Annotated in this window: 16 protein-coding genes; 10 read left to right on the top strand and 6 right to left on the bottom strand. The window is 42.4% G+C overall.

Features of this window, described 5'->3' with window-relative positions:
* Nucleotides 1-18 precede the first annotated feature (18 nt).
* From S4054249_RS15865 to S4054249_RS15850, 4 genes are read right to left on the bottom strand one after another with little or no spacing between them, the layout of a single operon-like run.
* Complete coding sequence (locus tag S4054249_RS15865; RefSeq protein WP_046354730.1) at nt 19-762, bottom strand: HugZ family protein; 744 nt, start codon at nt 760-762, stop codon at nt 19-21.
* On the bottom strand, nt 755-1,552 hold the full coding sequence (locus tag S4054249_RS15860) for a heme ABC transporter ATP-binding protein (protein WP_046354731.1): 798 nt from the start codon (nt 1,550-1,552) through the stop codon (nt 755-757). Before S4054249_RS15860 ends, S4054249_RS15865 begins: the two co-directional genes overlap by 8 nt.
* Nucleotides 1,545-2,594, bottom strand: a complete 1,050-nt coding sequence (locus S4054249_RS15855) for a FecCD family ABC transporter permease (protein WP_046354732.1) — start codon at nt 2,592-2,594, stop codon at nt 1,545-1,547. The genes S4054249_RS15860 and S4054249_RS15855 overlap by 8 nt, the downstream gene beginning before the upstream one ends.
* Nucleotides 2,591-3,409: a heme/hemin ABC transporter substrate-binding protein gene (locus S4054249_RS15850; protein ID WP_052960863.1), complete on the bottom strand. Its 819-nt coding sequence runs from the start codon at nt 3,407-3,409 to the stop codon at nt 2,591-2,593. Before S4054249_RS15850 ends, S4054249_RS15855 begins: the two co-directional genes overlap by 4 nt.
* A gap of 242 nt (nt 3,410-3,651) precedes the next feature.
* On the opposite strand from S4054249_RS15850, the gene S4054249_RS15845 reads away from it, so the two are divergent.
* The 6 genes from S4054249_RS15845 to tyrA all read left to right on the top strand — a co-directional run bounded on the left by S4054249_RS15845 (nt 3,652) and on the right by tyrA (nt 9,380).
* Nucleotides 3,652-5,751: a TonB-dependent hemoglobin/transferrin/lactoferrin family receptor gene (locus S4054249_RS15845; RefSeq protein ID WP_046354733.1), complete on the top strand. Its 2,100-nt coding sequence runs from the start codon at nt 3,652-3,654 to the stop codon at nt 5,749-5,751.
* A gap of 270 nt (nt 5,752-6,021) precedes the next feature.
* Nucleotides 6,022-6,270, top strand: a complete 249-nt coding sequence (gene rpsP / locus S4054249_RS15840; RefSeq protein ID WP_023398624.1) for a 30S ribosomal protein S16 — start codon at nt 6,022-6,024, stop codon at nt 6,268-6,270.
* A 17-nt stretch (nt 6,271-6,287) separates the two neighbouring features.
* A complete protein-coding gene (gene rimM / locus S4054249_RS15835; protein WP_046354734.1) occupies nt 6,288-6,821 on the top strand; it encodes a ribosome maturation factor RimM in 534 nt (177 codons plus the stop codon).
* Nucleotides 6,821-7,585 carry a tRNA (guanosine(37)-N1)-methyltransferase TrmD gene (gene trmD, locus S4054249_RS15830; RefSeq protein ID WP_046354735.1) on the top strand — a complete coding sequence of 255 codons (765 nt, stop codon included), beginning with the start codon at nt 6,821-6,823 and terminating at the stop codon, nt 7,583-7,585. Before rimM ends, trmD begins: the two co-directional genes overlap by 1 nt.
* 33 nt (nt 7,586-7,618) lie before the next feature.
* Nucleotides 7,619-7,978 (top strand): 50S ribosomal protein L19, encoded by a 360-nt coding sequence (gene rplS / locus S4054249_RS15825; protein WP_046354736.1) that lies wholly within the window; start codon nt 7,619-7,621, stop codon nt 7,976-7,978.
* A gap of 256 nt (nt 7,979-8,234) precedes the next feature.
* Nucleotides 8,235-9,380 carry a bifunctional chorismate mutase/prephenate dehydrogenase gene (gene tyrA, locus S4054249_RS15820; RefSeq protein ID WP_046354828.1) on the top strand — a complete coding sequence of 382 codons (1,146 nt, stop codon included), beginning with the start codon at nt 8,235-8,237 and terminating at the stop codon, nt 9,378-9,380.
* A gap of 85 nt (nt 9,381-9,465) precedes the next feature.
* Here tyrA and S4054249_RS15815 read toward each other — a convergent pair whose 3' ends face one another.
* Nucleotides 9,466-10,620: a chorismate mutase gene (locus S4054249_RS15815; RefSeq protein WP_046354737.1), complete on the bottom strand. Its 1,155-nt coding sequence runs from the start codon at nt 10,618-10,620 to the stop codon at nt 9,466-9,468.
* Between the two features lie 310 nt (nt 10,621-10,930).
* On the opposite strand from S4054249_RS15815, the gene S4054249_RS15810 reads away from it, so the two are divergent.
* The gene (locus S4054249_RS15810; RefSeq protein ID WP_046354738.1) at nt 10,931-13,909 is read left to right on the top strand and encodes a bifunctional diguanylate cyclase/phosphodiesterase; all 2,979 of its coding nucleotides are present in this window, start codon (nt 10,931-10,933) and stop codon (nt 13,907-13,909) included.
* On the opposite strand, the gene yciH is transcribed toward S4054249_RS15810, so the two are convergent.
* Complete coding sequence (gene yciH / locus S4054249_RS15805; RefSeq protein WP_046354739.1) at nt 13,906-14,235, bottom strand: stress response translation initiation inhibitor YciH; 330 nt, start codon at nt 14,233-14,235, stop codon at nt 13,906-13,908. The two genes, S4054249_RS15810 and yciH, sit on opposite strands and share 4 nt — an antisense overlap.
* 145 nt (nt 14,236-14,380) lie before the next feature.
* Here yciH and S4054249_RS15800 point away from each other — a divergent pair, with 145 nt between their 5' ends.
* The 3 genes from S4054249_RS15800 to S4054249_RS15790 all read left to right on the top strand — a co-directional run bounded on the left by S4054249_RS15800 (nt 14,381) and on the right by S4054249_RS15790 (nt 17,164).
* A complete protein-coding gene (locus S4054249_RS15800; RefSeq protein ID WP_039608683.1) occupies nt 14,381-14,686 on the top strand; it encodes an STAS domain-containing protein in 306 nt (101 codons plus the stop codon).
* A gap of 15 nt (nt 14,687-14,701) precedes the next feature.
* Nucleotides 14,702-16,351, top strand: a complete 1,650-nt coding sequence (locus tag S4054249_RS15795) for an ATP-binding SpoIIE family protein phosphatase (protein ID WP_046354740.1) — start codon at nt 14,702-14,704, stop codon at nt 16,349-16,351.
* Between the two features lie 153 nt (nt 16,352-16,504).
* The gene (locus tag S4054249_RS15790; RefSeq protein WP_046354741.1) at nt 16,505-17,164 is read left to right on the top strand and encodes a GAF domain-containing protein; all 660 of its coding nucleotides are present in this window, start codon (nt 16,505-16,507) and stop codon (nt 17,162-17,164) included.
* The last annotated feature ends 61 nt before the right edge of the window (nt 17,165-17,225 follow it).

The following is a 17,225-nucleotide window of genomic DNA, read 5'->3' as shown; positions in this document are numbered from 1 at the left end:
TTTTTATTTCATCAAGGCCTAATCTTGTTCGGCCTCAGAGCTAAGCGCTTTGCGTGCTGCCTTGGTCAGTCTAACAAGTTCCATTCTTACAGCTTTACTATCCATACACACGTTTTCGAACTGAACGTAGTAGTTTCTATCGTTGGCTCTGAGATAGCACCCATCAGGAACAATGGTTGTCATGATGACGTCGTCAGCTTGCACTTGGTGAATTAGGTTCAGCATAAGTTGGTTGGCATCAGCATGGTCGTCATTCATATGCTCTACCATGCGCTTTTCATCTTCTAACGTCCACTCTGGCTCTTGTGCACGCCATTCGCTTTCTTCTATCCAGAATATATGGCCAAATCCACCAATATAACGAACACGCTTTACTTCCATACGCCATAACTGAAAGTCATGGGCTTGGCGGTAAGATATGGCCTCAGGGTATTGACGCTCATAGCGCTCAAGTAATGCTTCTGACTCTTCAGCTGGCACCGGCGCTGCATCACCAACGACAGTGACTCGTGCGTGTGCATTTTGGTCACCTTGATCTGCAGCATCAAATACGGTCGCACACATGCGGCTATCTTCAGTAAGATTTCTTGAATGTTGTGCTATCCCTGCAATATAAAAAATCAGCCTACCTTGATTGTCCGTCATAAAAGGAGACACAGATCCAAAAGGATAGCCCTGTAGGTTTTTAGAAATGGTTGAGATCACACAGACAGATGACTGTCTTACTAAGGTGCGTGCTTCAAAAGCGGCTTGTTCACGCATTGGAGGCTCCTGTTAGCGGTTCTGAAAAAATCATAGGGATTTCAAAGCTGGGGTGCAAGTTAATTTGCATACCAGCACGGTATATAGGTTGCAACACTTCAGGGCGTAAGACATCCTGTGGTTTGCCGTCGTGATAGATGACGCCATGGTGCAGCAGTAAAATCCTGTCAGCATATAATGATGCTAAGTTTAAGTCGTGTAATACAGCAATGATGGTATTACCTTGCTCTGCAAAAGATTTCGCTTTGCTTAGGGTCATATGCTGATGATGCAGGTCCAATGCCGAGGTTGGTTCGTCCAGCAGCATCAACTTACCTGATGTTCCAGGCTTATGTGCATCAAGCTGCGCAATGCAACGTGCAAATTGCACACGTTGAAACTCACCGCCTGAGAGCACTGTCACATCTCTATCAGCTAACGCTTCAAGCGACAATTGTGCGACAATGTCATTGACAACTTCGGCCTGCGAGAGGGTTGTCTCATGATAGGGATAGCGCCCCATTGCAATCAGTTCAGCGGCATTAAAAGCAAAATTGACGCGATTATTTTGCAGCAGCATAGCGCGTTTGGTAGCAAGCTGCTGAGAGTCAAGTTGATTGATTGCTTGACCGTGAAGTAACACCTCACCTGAATAGGTCAGATCATCACATATTGCGCTCAATAAGGTCGATTTACCCGCGCCATTTTCGCCAAGTAAGACAATAAATTCTCCTTGCTGCGCTGTAAAAGACACATCGTGAATAATGCGTTTGTTACCGCGCGTAATCGCGATATTGTTACACTCAAGCATGTGCACCTCGCTTTTGCTTCACTAACTGGTAGATAAAAAATGGCGCGCCGAATAGTGCTGTGACAATACCAATCGGTAACTCAGAAGGTGCGACAATCAGGCGAGCTATCCAATCGGCAAGTAACATTAGTACGCATCCTAATAGCATGCTCAGGGGTAGCATTTTTCGTAGATCTGGACCCACTAATAAACGCGCGATATGAGGAACAACCAATCCAACAAATCCTATCATACCCGCCATAGCAACGGCACCACCGACACCAAGCGCAACGAGAAAGACGACTTCGGTTTTTAGGCGTTTCACATTAACACCTAGATGTCTTGCATCTCTTTCGCCAAGCATTAGCGCATTTATTTGGCGTTTCTTCATAATCAGCATGATGGTGCTGATGACAATAAGCGGGGCACCGTAAATCATTGCTGACCAACTTGCACCGCCAAGTGAACCCATCTGCCAATATGTCATCAGACGTAATGAGCTGTCGTCAGCAAAAAAGCTGAATAAGCCGATGATGGCCATGGCAATGGCATTAATGGCGACACCTGCCAATAGTAATGTCGTGATTTGAACTTGGCCTTGATGGTTGGCAAGGCGATAAATAACAGAAGTGATAGTGAGTGCACCTACGAATGCGGCAGGCGCGACCATGGCTTCATTAATAAAGCTGACTTTGGGGGCTAAAGCGATGACGGCAATGGCGGCGACCGCAGCGCCACCTGTGACGCCCATTAAACTGGGATCAGCTAGTGGGTTTCGACATAGTGCCTGCGTTGCCGCGCCACTGCATGCGAGCACGGAGCCAACTAAAATGGCGAGCAGCAATCGAGGCAATCGAATTTGTGATACCACACTCATTTGTAGCTCATCAATGTCCATTATCATGGTATCCGGCAATAACCAAGCGATTGGCATTTTCCAATCCCACCCAACAGGACCGCTACTGAGAGAGAGCCAAGCAAGGCCAAGCAGCAATAAGCCGCTCAACCAGTACCACTTTAAATGTTGATTTGAATTTAAAAGGGGAAGTGCGGTGTTGCTCATAATGCCTGCTTACGATGAAATGCGTCTAGTTTGGCTATGGCTTCAGGTAATCGAGTAGTCATACCGAGTGCCATTAGAGAATCCATAACTAGTAGACGACATTCCTTCGCAGCTGGGATTAAAGCAAGGGACGCTTGCTGACAAAACTTTTCAGGGCCGCCTGCGCCATAGACAACATGACTGGGGGCGACGATAAAGTCAGGGTTGCTGACTAATAGGGCTTCACGGTTAAATGGCTTAAACCCATTATGCACAGCGATATTTTCAATGCCTGTATAGTCGAACAAGATATCAGGTACTGTCTCTTTACCTGCGACCATCACGCCTCTTTCACCAGCAGAGAGAATAAATAATGCCTTAGTATCTGAGTGCTTAGGTTTGCTTGGTAGTTGCTTTTTTAAAGAGTTGATTAGCTGTGTCGCCTGAGATTGTTTATTGAGATCAGCAGCTACTTCGTTGATAAGTGAAAAAAGACCCTGAATATGTGTTGGCTTTTCATATAGTTTTAGAGGGACGCCTGTACTTTTTATTTGGGTGAGTACTTCAGGGCGACCAGCTCCCTCTAGAGTAAGGATCATTGTTGGCTTTTGCGACAAAATTCCCTCAGCTGCTAAATCACGATAATAGCCAACTTTTGGCAGGGTTGTCGCTTTTGGCGGCCAAGTGCTAGAAGTATCGACTGCGACGACAGATTCCCCCGCTTTTAATGCATAGACAATATCTGTAATGGTGCCACCTGCGATGACTAAGCGCTCTGCATTCGCAGCGAAGCTACTCAGCATCAGTAAAATACCAATATAAAGGGTATGTTTCATTGTTCTCTCACGTGTTAATTACTCGAGTGTTTGACTCAACACTGCGTTGACATAAGGCAGTTTGAGCGACTGATAAATCCCTTATGAGTCCGTGTATCCAATGGCGGTAATAATACATTCTCAAGAAACTAAAATCTACATGATTATAGAAATGCAAATAATTATCGTTTGCGATAGTTTAAAAATACCTTTATAGTGCACAGCGAAATTTATTCGTTCTTCCTGTTTGAGGTTAAAAGATAATGTTTAAACAAACTACTATTTCGCTAAGTATTGCAGCTTCACTGTTTGCTGCGCCAAGTTCAATTGCGGAGCAATTTGAGAAAGATAGCGAGGTTATCGTAGTATCAGGGTCGCGTATTGAGCAAAAGCTTGAAGATGTTGCGGGCTCCGTGAATGTTGTCACCGAACAAGAAATTGAACGTGAGTTAGCAGTGGACTTAAATAGTGCATTTAAGTATCAAACAGGGATCACAACTACGGGCTCAACTGGTGAAGCCCAAGCGCTCAATATTCGTGGTATTGGTGGAAATCGTGTCGTTTATGTAAAAGACGGACGCCGATTAAATGATGCTTATTCTGGTGGTGGCGGCCTAATCATTGGTCGAGGCTACTTTGATGTTGATAACGTAAAGCAAATTGAAATAGCAAAAGGCGCTGCATCATCTCTTTACGGCTCTGATGCACTTGGCGGTATCATTGTTATATCGACAAAAGACCCTTCTGACTATTTGTCTGGTGAAGACAGTTATGCTCAAGTTGGCGTAGGTTATTATGGTGTTAACTCGGAAAAGAGCGCCACGGCAACCTTTGCTAAGCAACTTAGTGATGTTAACGCTACATCTATTCAAGTTACGCGCAGAGAGGGTGAAGAAACGCAAAATTATCAAGAAAACCTCCCTGGTTTTGATTACACATCAAATGCGATATTGCTGAAGTCGGAGTTTAAATTGACTGACAGCGAGCGTGTTTTGGCGACGGTTGATTACTTCGACCAAGATAGTGAGCAAGTAATTACGGCAACTGAGTATGAAACAAAAGATGATAACGAAAGCCTCTCGTTGTCGCTAGAGTTTGATACTTCAACAGCGACAAGCTTGTATGATAATTTAAGTGCACAAGTTTATTACACTGACTTTGAACAAATCAGTCATCAGATCCGTGCAAATGATGGAAGTCGCAGCCGTATCGGGCCTTACACAGACTACAATGATTATCGTTTCGAGCAGTCTATTTTTGGTACGCGTTTAGTTCTAGATAAGAAACTAGAGTTTGGTTCATTATCACATCAACTTGTATATGGTTTTGATTATGATGGCTATGAAACATCAAGACCGCGTCTAAAAACCCGAATTGATGCACAAGGTAATAAAGTGCTTGATAATGAGGGGCAAAAAACATTCCCTGGTGCAGACACCACCATGTTGGGGCTTTTTGTACAAGATAATATTACTTTGTCTGATGCTGTTACATTGAACGCGGGCTTGCGTCTTGATAAATATGATATGGATGCAAAACAAAGCGAGCTTTATGAAGGTACAGAGTTTGGAGATATCAGTGAAACTGCGCTATCGCCAAAGCTTGGCTTAGTATATGCAGTTTCAGATAATTTGAACGTGGTGGCGCAATATTCTCGAGGTTTTAAAATTCCACCTCATGATCTAGCTTATCAAAGCCACGGTGTTGAGCCATTTTACCAGATTTTACCGAATCCTGATTTAGATCCAGAGACGAGTGACAGTATAGAATTTGGTGTAAAAGGTGGGTTTGACTCAAAGCAGTTTTCCGTAACACTATTTAATACTAAGTTTGATGACTTTATTGCAAATAAAGTAGTGCGTGTTGAACCTAGCCAAATACCTAACATGCCGCCTAAGACGTATTATCAGTACCATAATATTGGTGAAGTAGAGATTAAAGGGCTAGAGGCGAACTTTACTGTTTGGGTAAATGATAACGTTTCTGTAGATACTGGCCTTACATATGTACACGGTAAAGATAAAGAAACTAACGAATATCTAAGTTCAATTAGTCCTCTAAACGGCTTTGTAAAGACGCGCTATGAAATGGGTAGCTGGTCAGTTACGGCTGCGTTTAAAGCGGCTAAGCGTATGACTAAGGTTCCAACAGATGACAGCATTAAAACGGGGGGTTGGGGAACAGTCGATCTCTATGCTGAGTATGATTTCGGTAACCTTCGATTCAATGCTGGTGTGTTTAATCTGTTAGATAAAGAATATATCCCTTATGAAAGTGTTGCTGGGCAAGCGGCGGATGCGAACTTAGAGCAATACACACAGCCTGGACGTAATTTTGCGATCAATGCCAAATATACCTTCTAGGATGTAATGTCTCCCTGCGAGCAAGGTGTTCTGCGCTTTGCTTGAGCATTTAAACGGGTGTTTTCAACAGCATCCGTTTCTTTATTTTGGCGGGTACGAAGCCAAATGATGATTGCATTTTAGGTCCAAAGCGACCTAGGTATGTCAAGATTGAGAATTAAATCTAAAACATACTTGCATTGTTGAGAAAAACTCGTACAATTCCCCAGCTTCCCGTAGTGGGAAGTTTTATCTTATTAATGAAAACAGTCAATCTATGTAGAGGACGGTATGGTAACTATTCGTTTGCAACGTGGCGGCGCTAAAAAGCGTCCATTCTATCAAATCGTGGTTGCGGATAGCCGTTTCTCGCGTGACGGTCGTTTCATCGAGAAAGTAGGTTTCTTTAACCCAATCGCTTCTGGTCAGGAAGAAAAAATTCGTCTAGATCTTGCTCGTGTTGATCACTGGGTAGGTCAGGGCGCATCTCTTTCAGATCGCGTAGCTAAGTTAGTTAAAGACGCTCGTAAAGCGGCTTAATAGGCGTAAGTGTAACCATGAGTCAAGATAACACCTCGACACTCGTTGTCGGCAAATTAGGTGCCCCTTACGGTATTAAGGGTTGGCTTAAGGTGCATTCATTTACTGATGATCCCCAAGGGATCTTCGATTTCAGCCCATGGTTGATAGGGCAACAAGGTAAATGGCAAGCTCTTGAAGTGAGTGACTGGCGTCGCCACAACAAGGGTTTCATCGCTAAATTTGCGAACATTAACGACAGAGACGAAGCAATGGCTTTCACCAATGCTGAAATCGCAGTTAATAGTGAGCAGCTTCCTGAATTACCTGAAGGGGAGTTTTATTGGCGAGACTTAATTGGTATGACGGTTGTAACCAATAAAGGTTATAACTTAGGTCATGTCGATGACCTTATGGAGACTGGCTCAAATGATGTTTTGGTTGTGAAAGCAAACAAAAAAGATGCATTTGGTCAGACTGAACGCTTAATTCCATTTTTGACAGACTCTGTCATTATTGAAGTTAAGCACGATGAACGTGAAATTACGGTTGATTGGGATCCAGCATTTTAATGAGTGAACAGCAAAAACTTTGGGTCGGCGTTGTATCGTTGTTCCCTGAAATGTTTGATGCAGTTACTCAGCAAGGTGTAACTGGTCGAGCTGTGAAAAACGGTTTGATTGAGTTCAATTGTTGGAACCCAAGAGAGTACGCGACCGATAAGCACCGTACCGTGGATGACCGCCCTTATGGTGGTGGTCCAGGTATGTTGATGATGGTAGAGCCACTTGAAAAAGCCATTCTAGATGCAAAAGCTGCATCTGGTGATGGTGCAAAAGTAATTTACATGTCTCCACAAGGACGCAAACTAGACCAACAAGGCGCCGCCGAATTAGCGACGTCTGAAAAGTTGATTTTAGTTGCGGGTCGATATGAAGGTATAGATGAACGGATCATCGAGTCTCACGTAGACGAAGAATGGTCCATTGGTGATTTTATTCTCAGTGGTGGCGAATTGCCCGCTATGACACTTATTGACGCAGTAGCGCGATTGGTGCCTGGCGTGCTTGGTCACAATCAGTCTGCTGAGCAGGACTCATTTTCGGATGGCCTGTTAGATTGCCCTCACTATACTCGGCCTGAAACATTGGATGGAAAGCAGGTCCCTGCTGTATTACTCAGTGGGAACCACAAAGAAATTGCTAAATGGCGCTTAAAGCAGTCATTGGGCAGGACTTGGCTACGCCGTCCGGACTTGTTGCGTAACCTAGCTCTGACTGAGGAGCAAGCAAGGCTTCTTGCTGAATTTCAGCAAGAACATGAAGCTTGTGGCTAGAAGACAGTTACTCCTAGGAATGTGAGAAATAAAATGGCAAAAGTAAACCAAAATATTATTAAAGCGCTTGAAGAAGAGCAGCTTAAAAAAGACGTACCAGTATTTGGCGCTGGTGATACAGTAGTTGTACAGGTACGTGTAAAAGAAGGTAACAAAGAGCGTCTACAGGCCTTTGAAGGTGTTGTAATCGCTAAGCGTAACCGTGGACTTCATTCATCTTTCACTGTTCGTAAGATCTCTAACGGTGAAGGTGTTGAGCGTGTTTTCCAAACACACAGCCCACTGGTTGACAGCGTTACAGTTAAGCGTCGTGGTGCGGTTCGTCGTGCTAAGCTTTACTACTTACGCGAGCGTTCTGGTAAATCTGCACGTATTAAAGAAAAGCTTAACTAATACGCGCATACTACCTATGCTTAACAAACAGACCGCTCTATGCGGTCTGTTTGGTTTTAGACTTCATATATTCCAAAACAAAAAATAATACCCAACTCCTTCGTCTCATCTTCTTTTCTACCTAGTATAAAAACTCTGCGTTTGTACCCTACAATAGTATGAAGAAACAAATTGGCGCTTTCTTAATAAAATTCGTCCTGTTAGACTGGGTGTAATTTATTATTTACTGGTGTAAATTAAGGTTTACGGTATGGGAATGAGAGAAAACTTAAGCCTAGATGAGTTGCGTATCCAGATTGATCGTTGTGATAGCGAACTGGTTAGTTTACTCGCAGAGCGAAGGAGGTTGACCGAGCAGGTTGGCCAGATAAAGCAACAAAAAGGTGCAGCGTTGCATGCACCAGATAGAGAAGCTGCACTAATTGCCGCTCGGCGTCAGCAAGCTGAGCAAAAAGGCGTCAATCCAGAGTTGGTTGAAGATATTCTGCGTCGAATGATGCGAGAAGCTTATGAGAACCAGCAGAGTAAATTGGCATGTGCAGCACCACATTTGTCACCAATTGTGATTGTTGGTGGTCAAGGTGCGATGGGCCAGCTGTTTGCTAAACAATTTAAGCGCTCTGGCTACGATGTTAAAATCCTTGATAAATCTCAGCAGGCTGATGCACATTCAATTTTGGCGGGCGCAAAATTAGTCTTAGTCAGTGTGCCGATAAACAGTTTGGAGCAAGTGATAGCTGATTTACCACCATTAGATCCTGAGTGTATTTTGGCTGATATAACGTCTGTAAAGCAAAGCCCATTAAAAAGTTTACTGGATAAGCATGCAGGGCCTGTTGTTGGTTTACATCCTATGTTTGGTCCGGATATTTCGCATTGGGTAAAACAAACCGTAGTTGCTTGTCATGGACGTGATGAGAACGCATGCAGTGGATTATTAAAACAGCTGCAAATATGGGGGTGCCATATTGTGCCGATGGAAGCGAAAAAGCATGATCAAGCAATGCAGATCATTCAGGTAATGCGTCATTTAACAACGTTTGTTTATGGGCAATTCTTAGCAAAACAGTGCCACACTCTTGAAGAGCTGCGAAGTTGTTCTTCACCAATATACCAGTTAGAGTTGATGATGGTTGGCCGCCTATTTGCGCAGTCCCCGGAATTGTATGCTGATATCATGATGGCTCAATTTGAAGATGTTGAAGGGTTGCTAGCAAGCTATCAAGATACCTTTGCACAAACACTCCAGAGCTTAAAGCAAGGTGATAAGCAAGCTTTGATTGATGGCTTTGACAAAGCACAAACTTACTTCTCAGACAGTGCGCATACCTTCTTGGCACAAAGCCGAGGGATATTAAATAAAGCCAATGATGCAAAAGTACTGGATGAGTTAGCTTCTTAACACAAAAAAAGCGCTATCAACATAGCGCTTTTTTCGAGATTTCTCAATGAGCCTTTTGGTAACCTGTTTATTAAAAATATCTTTTTTAAATAGGGTCTACCGCTTTTAGCGATTCACTCTGGTAACAACCAAGTATTCTCACTGTCTGCGTATGTTCTTTTAGGGCTTCAAGTGCTCTCTGTACAACTGGATCTGCAATGTTTGCTTGAAGGTCAACATAAAACACTTCTTCCCAAGGGTTGCCTGGGACTGGGCGAGATTCAAGCTTCGTCATGTTGATACTGTTCTCTTTAAACACCATCAATGCATCGGCCAGTGAGCCCACGTGCTGCTTGGTTGCCATAATAAGGCTCGTTTTAGTGGGGATTTGAGTAGAGACTTGCAGTGGCTTTCTAGCAACAACGATAAAGCGGCTGTGATTCTCAGCTTGGTTAGCCAACTCACTCTTAATGACTTCTAAGCCTTGCGCTCGTCCTGATTGCGCAGAACCAATTGCGGCGCTTTGATCACATTCAGCGGCAAACTTAATGGCGCTCGACGTCGAGTCACAGGTTTCTTGAATGACATCTGTTAGGCTTTGCAAGAAGCGGCTACATTGTGTAAATGGTTGTGGATGAGCAAAGATTTTTTTCACATCTTTGAGCTCAGTTCCTGGCTTTGCGAGCAGACAGTGCTCTACGCTGTGTGTCACCTCTCCAACGATAGAGACTTGCGCATGCTGCATTAGATCAAAGACTTCGTTGATACTACCAGAGCTGGTATTTTCAATAGGAAGAATACCAAAATCAGCTTTGCCGTTTTCAACAGATGTGGTGATCTCTTCAAAGGACTGATAGCCAAGCTCTACGACTTTTCCGGGGCGACGGCTAAAATATTTGTGGCATGCAAGCTGACTATAAGAGCCCTGTCCACCAAGGTAAGCTACGCGGTGGGTGTCATTTACTGCATCTGGGTTTAAACTCTTTTGTAATAGAGCCTGCTGATTAAGAACGGAATCTTCTAGGATAACTTGGAAAACGTTGTTGATGTAAAAGGGATCGAGGCCCAATGACTTTCCGTAACTGATGAGCTTTTCGAGCAGTGACAGTTCTCGCTCTTCATCTCGAATCGGTTTATTGTTGTTTATCTTATACTCCAGTACTCCGTGGCTTATTCTTCTACGTTTAGCCAGTAGTACTAATAGCTCAGAGTCTATTTCGTTAATCTCTGTTCTCAATGCATTTAAAGTATCTTGCGTCATGGTCCTCACTCCCATTTTGCCAAAAAAAAAGCCTCCCAGTTAGTGGGAGGCTTAGCTATTCGTTTTTGCGCGCAAACAGTTAAGCCTCTTCACCTAAAGAAGCTAAAAAAGAAAAAATAGCGGCGCGCAAAAAAGTTCATAATCTGTTCGTTTTCATATTTCAGTGTTATCAATATTATTAACACAGATAATAAGACAATTACAACAAGGTATTTTAAATTATACTATAAATGCATTGGCTACGATTTGTGTGATCTGATATATTCAAGACACTATATGAAAAAAAACATAACAGGGTAAAGAGTTTATCGTGGGCAATCGTCGTCCTCCTTCGCGTTTTGGTACTAATTCTCTAAGTGTGAAATTATCAATTTTAATTTCCGCCGTGTGCGTTATCGCAGGCGTATTTGCTGCTGCGCTGATGCTCAAATCAGAAGAAAAGCACCTTGTTGAAGCAGAGTTTGTTCAATTGCAAGATCTTAGTGAGCAGATGCTTCAGCAATTCTCACAATATTTAGAGTTAAAGAAAAACCTTGCACAGCAGACCAACGTTGTGGTTTCCAAGGTACTATTACCACTTTCTGAATCAGCACTTGACATTGAACTACCGCTTACTTCTCTTGATGGCAAGGTACATAGCGTCGCCGCGAATGGCATGTCAGCTGCGTATATTCTAAAGGACGCCTTGTCAGATACAGACAAGGCGTTATTTCAAAAGTCCGAAAAGCTATGGAATACACTTTCACCAATATTGCTCCAAGACTTCTTTAACTTTTACATGTATACCACTGAAAATTTTGTGCGGATTGCCCCTCCCAATTCAGTGCTGTTAGATAGTGCACAAAACAGGCAAGCAAATATTCATGCGCAGCCACTTTTACGAGAAGAATTAAACCCGACCAGAGAAGCTGTTTGGTCTGATGTTCACCATGACCCTATATGGAATAAGTGGGTTGTTAGCATTCTCGTCCCGTTATATGAGGGGGATGTATACCGAGGTTTTACCGGCAGCGACTTAGAATTAGAAACCTTATTGTCTCACTTGCCAAAACCGACTGCCGAACAAAGTTATATTATTTTTGATAAACAGGGCAGAATAATATCTGCACCTAATTTGTTGGCACTCACTGAAAGCCCCGAATTATTGTCCAAAGATGTATTACCAAAAGCGATTCAACGTGTTGTAGACACAGCATTGAAGGTCAATTTACCAAGTTACCAAGATGAGTTTATTTATGACAAAGCGGGCCATATTGCAAACATAATGCATTTGGGAGAGCTCGATTGGTATGTAGGTATGTATAAACGCAGAGACACCGCGTTGTATGCCCTTGAAGAGTTGAAAGTTAAATTCTTTGGCTTATTCGTTTTGTATGCTGGTTTTGTAGCAATGTTGCTGCATCAAGTTATTTATCACTTGATTTTGAAGCGTATTAATCAGTTGGTAAAAGTGTTGATCAGTTTTGGTCGAGGGCAGTGGGATCATCCTAAGTTGACCGACAGCGATGATGAAATTGGTCTCTTAAATGCGTCATTTAACGATATGAGTGATGATATTAAAAAGCTCGTAAACGGCTTAAATCAGCGGATTAGTGAGAAGGAAATCGCAGAAAAAGCAGCTAATCGTCTTTCCAAGGCCGTGGCGTTTTCTGGTACTGGTGTGGTCATCACCAATGAACGCTTCAAAATAGAATATGTAAACCCTAAAATGGTCGAGATGACGGGGTTTTCAGAATCACACTTTTTAGACTCTCCGTTGCTAGGAATTATTTCGAATGAGATGGCAATCTTAATCGATGATATAGATTTTGACTTAAAAAGTCGTAACTATTGGCGTGGAGATACATTACTACAAAGCAGTAGTAATGAACAAATTTGGGTGAGTTTGAGCATATCCCCCATCAGAGAAAATGGTGGGCGGATCTCCAGTTATGTGGCGTCTGCACAGGACATCTCATTCGTCAAAGAAAGCCAAAGGAAGATGGAAGAGCTGGCGTACTTTGACACATTAACTGGTTTGGCAAATCGAACTTTTTTCCGTATGCAGTTGAGGAAGTCTATGGCGCTTGCGTCTCGAGGCCATTATGCGTTTGCGTTGTTTTATTTTGATTTGGATGAGTTTAAACGCATCAATGATACGCTTGGACATGATGCTGGTGACAGACTTTTGGTTGAAGTTGCAGATAGACTTAAGCAAAGATTACGAGCAGAGGACACTATCGCTCGTTTAGGGGGAGATGAATTTGCTGTACTGCTGAGTGGGATAAGCACGCGTGATAATGCAATGGATGTAGCGCATACGATTCAAAAAACGCTTGGCCAGCCCATTTCTTTAGGAAACAATGAAGTGATTGTCAGTGCAAGTATTGGTATAACGCTTGCCCCATTTGATAGCCAAGAGGAAGAGCAGTTACTTAAGCACGCAGACCTAGCGATGTATGAAGCTAAAGCAAAGGGCCGAAATACTTTTCACTTCTATTCACAAGAGCTAAATGCTGCCGCGAATGAGCGATTGCATATTGAAAATGAACTTAGACAAGCGATAAAAAGCCAGCAATTTTCTTTACAGTATCAACCACAAATAGATAGCCGAACGGGAAAAATATTAGGTTATGAGGCTTTGATCCGATGGAAACACCCAACTGAGGGCAATATTCCGCCAACCAAGTTTATCCCCATTGCAGAAGCGACAGGTTTAATCGTTGAAATTGGCACATGGGTGTTAAAGGAAGCTTGTCGCTTTTCTGCGGTGCTAAGATCCAAAGGGTATACCGCAGATATTGCGATTAACCTCTCTGCTCGTCAATTTAAAGATGCAAACTTAATCGACACCATCTCGCAGACATTGAGTGAAGTCGGTCTTTCACCATCAATGCTTCACCTTGAGTTGACTGAAAGCATGCTAATGGGTGACGTAGAGGCGGCAATTGAACAGTTGAAAGAGATGAAAAAGCTAGGAGTGTCTTTGTCAATTGATGACTTCGGTACTGGGTATTCATCTCTAAGTTATTTGAAACGCTTTCCTGTTGATGTGCTTAAAGTCGATAGATCATTTGTTAAAGATATTCCGCAGGATACAAATGATATGGAAATAACCGCAGCTATTATCGCAATGGCACAAAAACTGAGTATGAAGGTGGTTGCCGAAGGTGTGGAAACGGCAGAGCAGGTTGCGTTTTTACAACGTAATAACTGTCATATTGTTCAAGGCTATTATTATAGCGCACCGCTGACAGAAGAAGGGGTTTTCGCTCAAAACCCAGAAATTATGAAAGTTGCAGAGAGTTAACCCCCTGCAATTTTCACTTTAAACCCTTGTGAGACAAGCAGGCCTTTGAGTTTTTCACGGTCATCACCTTGAATTTCAATAACACCGTCTTTGACTGCACCGCCTTGACCCATTTTACTTTTTAGCTGTTTAGCTAATTTCTTTAGATCGTGTTCAGCAGGATCAATGCCGACGACCAGCATAACGCCTTTTCCTTTTCGACCTTTGGTTTGACGTTCGATACGAATATGACCATCTTTAAAAAGCTTCACTTCTTGCTGTGGCTGTTCGTCTTCTGGTTTAATCCGACCCAGCTCGGTAGAATACACTAAACGACCATCTGACATTGTTTACTCCAAACTAGTTACATTATTTTGGATACTAACAAAAAGTGTTTTATGTCGTTATATTTTTTTGGCGAAATTACGTAATCCGATTATATTTAAAACATAAAGATGGATAACAATACTAAATTTAGAGTAGGAGCTTGCAATGAGCCTGAGCAAAAATGCTTCAGCTGACGGAAAGACTTTAACAATTCAGATTAAAGGGAAGTTTGACTTCAATTTAGTACAATCATTTCGCCAAGCTTATGCTGAAGTGAATGATGAAACCGAGAAAGTCGTTGTCGATTTGCGAGACACAGATTATATGGATAGCTCGGCGCTCGGCATGTTATTAAATATGAAGAAGACTCTAGGGGATTCGGTGGGCAGTATACAGATTAGTAATTGCCGACCACAATTAAAAAAGATATTGCAAATTTCACGGTTTGATAAAAAATTTGAAATTGATTAGCAGAGCTAAATTAGCATGCTTATTTTAGTGGTTGATGATCAACCCCTTAATTGCAGGCTGCTGACAGCCATGCTTGAACAGCAGCACTACGATGTGCTGGTGGCAAATAATGGTAAAGAAGCACTGGCATTGCTGCATCAGCACGAAGTGGATATAGTGCTGTTAGATGTGATGATGCCAGTGATGAATGGCTTCGAAACAGCACCTAAAATAAAAGAATACGCAGGAGATGTGTATTTACCCATCATTTTTATTACTGCTCTTGAAGATCATGCCAGCTTTGAAAAGTGTTTGAGAGTAGGCGGCGATGACTTCATTCATAAACCCTTTGATAGAATTATTTTATCCGCAAAAATACGTGCACATGCACGTACTAGGAAGCTAAGCAAAGAAGCTCACGAGCAGAAGAAGCAACTAGAGTATCACTACAATCAAACGGAAAGAGAGCATGAGATAGTGGAGCATATTTTCCGCAATGCGCTTTCTGGTCAAGAAAGGTTTGATAGGCTCTGTGACTTTCACTTATCCCCTGCATCTATGTTTAACGGTGATATGTTTCTAATGGCAAAAAGCCCAATTGGTGGTTTTTATTGTTTGTTAGGGGATTTTACAGGCCATGGTCTTGCTGCAGCAGTTGGTGCACTGCCAGCGTCGAGAATATTTTACACTATGGTGCAAAAAGGGATGGCGGTAGGCGATATCGCGACTGAGCTGAACAGCTCTTTGTATACTTTATTGCCAGGTCATATGTTCTGTGCTGCTGCGATTATTGAACTAAGTTCTTCAGGTAAAAATATATCAGCTTGGCTAGGTGGGTTACCCGATGTGTATTTAGTTGATGAGGGTGGCTGTGTTTTAAAAACCGTTGAATCTCAACATATGGCGTTAGGGATACTCGACGATGATGAATTCGAGAGGACCATACTGCACTTTGAAGTGGAGAAGGGCACTCGGCTCGTCATGGCAACTGACGGCATTATTGAGAGTGAAGGGCCTGATGGAGAGATGTTTGGAGAAGGGCGTTTCATAGATACGTTGCAAAGTACGCCCGCAATCACCACACAAGAGGTCATTGATAAAGTGCGTAACTATGCGCAGCATGCGGAGCAACAAGATGATTTGAGCATTGCAATTATCAATTGTTTGCCGGCGGAGTTAGAGCATTCAGGTGAAACGCATTATTCATCACTTCCTTTTGAGGTTGCTGTCTCCTTGGATGCTGAGCAAATGAAAGTGACGGATCCTGTTTTGGAGGTGGTGAATGTGCTTAGCAATGTTGAAGGGGTGGATGCACACCGCTCGAACATCTTTTTGCTACTGTCAGAGGCATATAATAACTCTTTGGATCACGGGGTTTTGGGGATCAGTTCAGAGTTAAAAAATCAAGAAGATGGATTTTTAGAGTACTACACACAGCGTGCGGAAGCATTGTCTAAACTCAATGAAGCTTCCATTGAGATTGCAGCTTTTTATAGTCCTGAAAAGCGCTCAATCACCTTTGATATCAAAGATTCAGGCAGAGGCTTTTCTCAGCCGGAGTTGCCAAGTGATAGTACATTATCCAATGAGCATGGGCGTGGTGTGCAGCTGTTGTCAGAAATTGCTGATAGTGTTAGCTATAATCGAGTTGGCAATGAAGTTAAATTGGTTTATTCACTAGATTAAGCACCTACCTATAATTGCTTCTTAATATTGAAATTATTTTACGATATCCCCTTTCTTTTAACACCCAACTGTAAAAAACATGCTTGTTTCTATAGTCAAAGGAGCATTTGCGTGTTAAATTGCGTTTAGATATATAGATGTTTGGATGGCTAAATGGTTTCTGCATACTTAGATAAAACACAAACTTCCCTTGAGCATACACTTGTTCAATCACAGCTTGATGCATTAGATGAATATTTAGCATCTCATTATGCTCAAACGGTATGGTCTTATAAAATACCAGAACTCGGTGAAGGGGGGAGTTGTAGCTTATTTGGTCATTTACAAGAAGTGCCATTTGAATTGGAAACAATCATAGAGCGCACACAAGAGAATGATGTTTTATTGTCTAAACTTCAAACAATCGTCGAGTTTGTTACTAAAAAAACAGGCGTGGAATGGTTTGGTATTTATCAGTCAAGACAAGTTGACGGTGAAAAACAATTACTTAAGCTCGCGTACAATGGAGCACCTAGTCGTCCATTATTTCCTATCAATGAGCAGTTTGCGGCAACATCAAATAATATCCAGACGGTACTTTCTGAAAAATCTCGTATTATCAATAATATTCCTGAATATATTGCGCAGGGTGGTGAATATTATACGTGCGATCCAAAAGTGCAAGCTGAAGTCTGCATACCTTTATTAAATGACAAGCTTGATTGTATTGGGATCATTGATGCAGAAGCGTTTAGTAAAGAGTTTTTTACTGCTGACAATTTATCTGTACTCGTCGCAGCTTGCATGAAAATAACGCATTACCTTCCCGAGTAACAAGGCTCGTGTTCTTGTTAAATTGTGTTAGTATTATGGCAACTATAACCCCCACAATTGC

This window comes from Pseudoalteromonas luteoviolacea, assembly GCF_001750165.1.
GTDB classification, from domain to species: Bacteria; Pseudomonadota; Gammaproteobacteria; order Enterobacterales; family Alteromonadaceae; genus Pseudoalteromonas; species Pseudoalteromonas luteoviolacea_G.
This window is presented reverse-complemented; position numbering and strand designations above follow the sequence as displayed.

Bases quoted from the DNA above. Each gene is read 5' to 3' on its own strand.
- rplS (WP_046354736.1), top strand. From the start codon at position 7,619: ATGGCAAAAGTAAACCAAAATATTATTAAAGCGCTTGAAGAAGAGCAG.
- S4054249_RS15800 (WP_039608683.1), top strand. From the start codon at position 14,381: ATGAGCCTGAGCAAAAATGCTTCAGCTGACGGAAAGACTTTAACAATT.
- S4054249_RS15795 (WP_046354740.1), top strand. From the start codon at position 14,702: ATGCTTATTTTAGTGGTTGATGATCAACCCCTTAATTGCAGGCTGCTG.
- rimM (WP_046354734.1), top strand. From the start codon at position 6,288: ATGAGTCAAGATAACACCTCGACACTCGTTGTCGGCAAATTAGGTGCC.
- S4054249_RS15815 (WP_046354737.1), bottom strand. From the start codon at position 10,620: ATGACGCAAGATACTTTAAATGCATTGAGAACAGAGATTAACGAAATA.
- yciH (WP_046354739.1), bottom strand. From the start codon at position 14,235: ATGTCAGATGGTCGTTTAGTGTATTCTACCGAGCTGGGTCGGATTAAA.
- tyrA (WP_046354828.1), top strand. From the start codon at position 8,235: ATGAGAGAAAACTTAAGCCTAGATGAGTTGCGTATCCAGATTGATCGT.
- trmD (WP_046354735.1), top strand. From the start codon at position 6,821: ATGAGTGAACAGCAAAAACTTTGGGTCGGCGTTGTATCGTTGTTCCCT.
- S4054249_RS15790 (WP_046354741.1), top strand. From the start codon at position 16,505: ATGGTTTCTGCATACTTAGATAAAACACAAACTTCCCTTGAGCATACA.
- S4054249_RS15845 (WP_046354733.1), top strand. From the start codon at position 3,652: ATGTTTAAACAAACTACTATTTCGCTAAGTATTGCAGCTTCACTGTTT.
- rpsP (WP_023398624.1), top strand. From the start codon at position 6,022: ATGGTAACTATTCGTTTGCAACGTGGCGGCGCTAAAAAGCGTCCATTC.
- S4054249_RS15855 (WP_046354732.1), bottom strand. From the start codon at position 2,594: ATGAGCAACACCGCACTTCCCCTTTTAAATTCAAATCAACATTTAAAG.
- S4054249_RS15850 (WP_052960863.1), bottom strand. From the start codon at position 3,409: ATGAAACATACCCTTTATATTGGTATTTTACTGATGCTGAGTAGCTTC.
- S4054249_RS15860 (WP_046354731.1), bottom strand. From the start codon at position 1,552: ATGCTTGAGTGTAACAATATCGCGATTACGCGCGGTAACAAACGCATT.
- S4054249_RS15865 (WP_046354730.1), bottom strand. From the start codon at position 762: ATGCGTGAACAAGCCGCTTTTGAAGCACGCACCTTAGTAAGACAGTCA.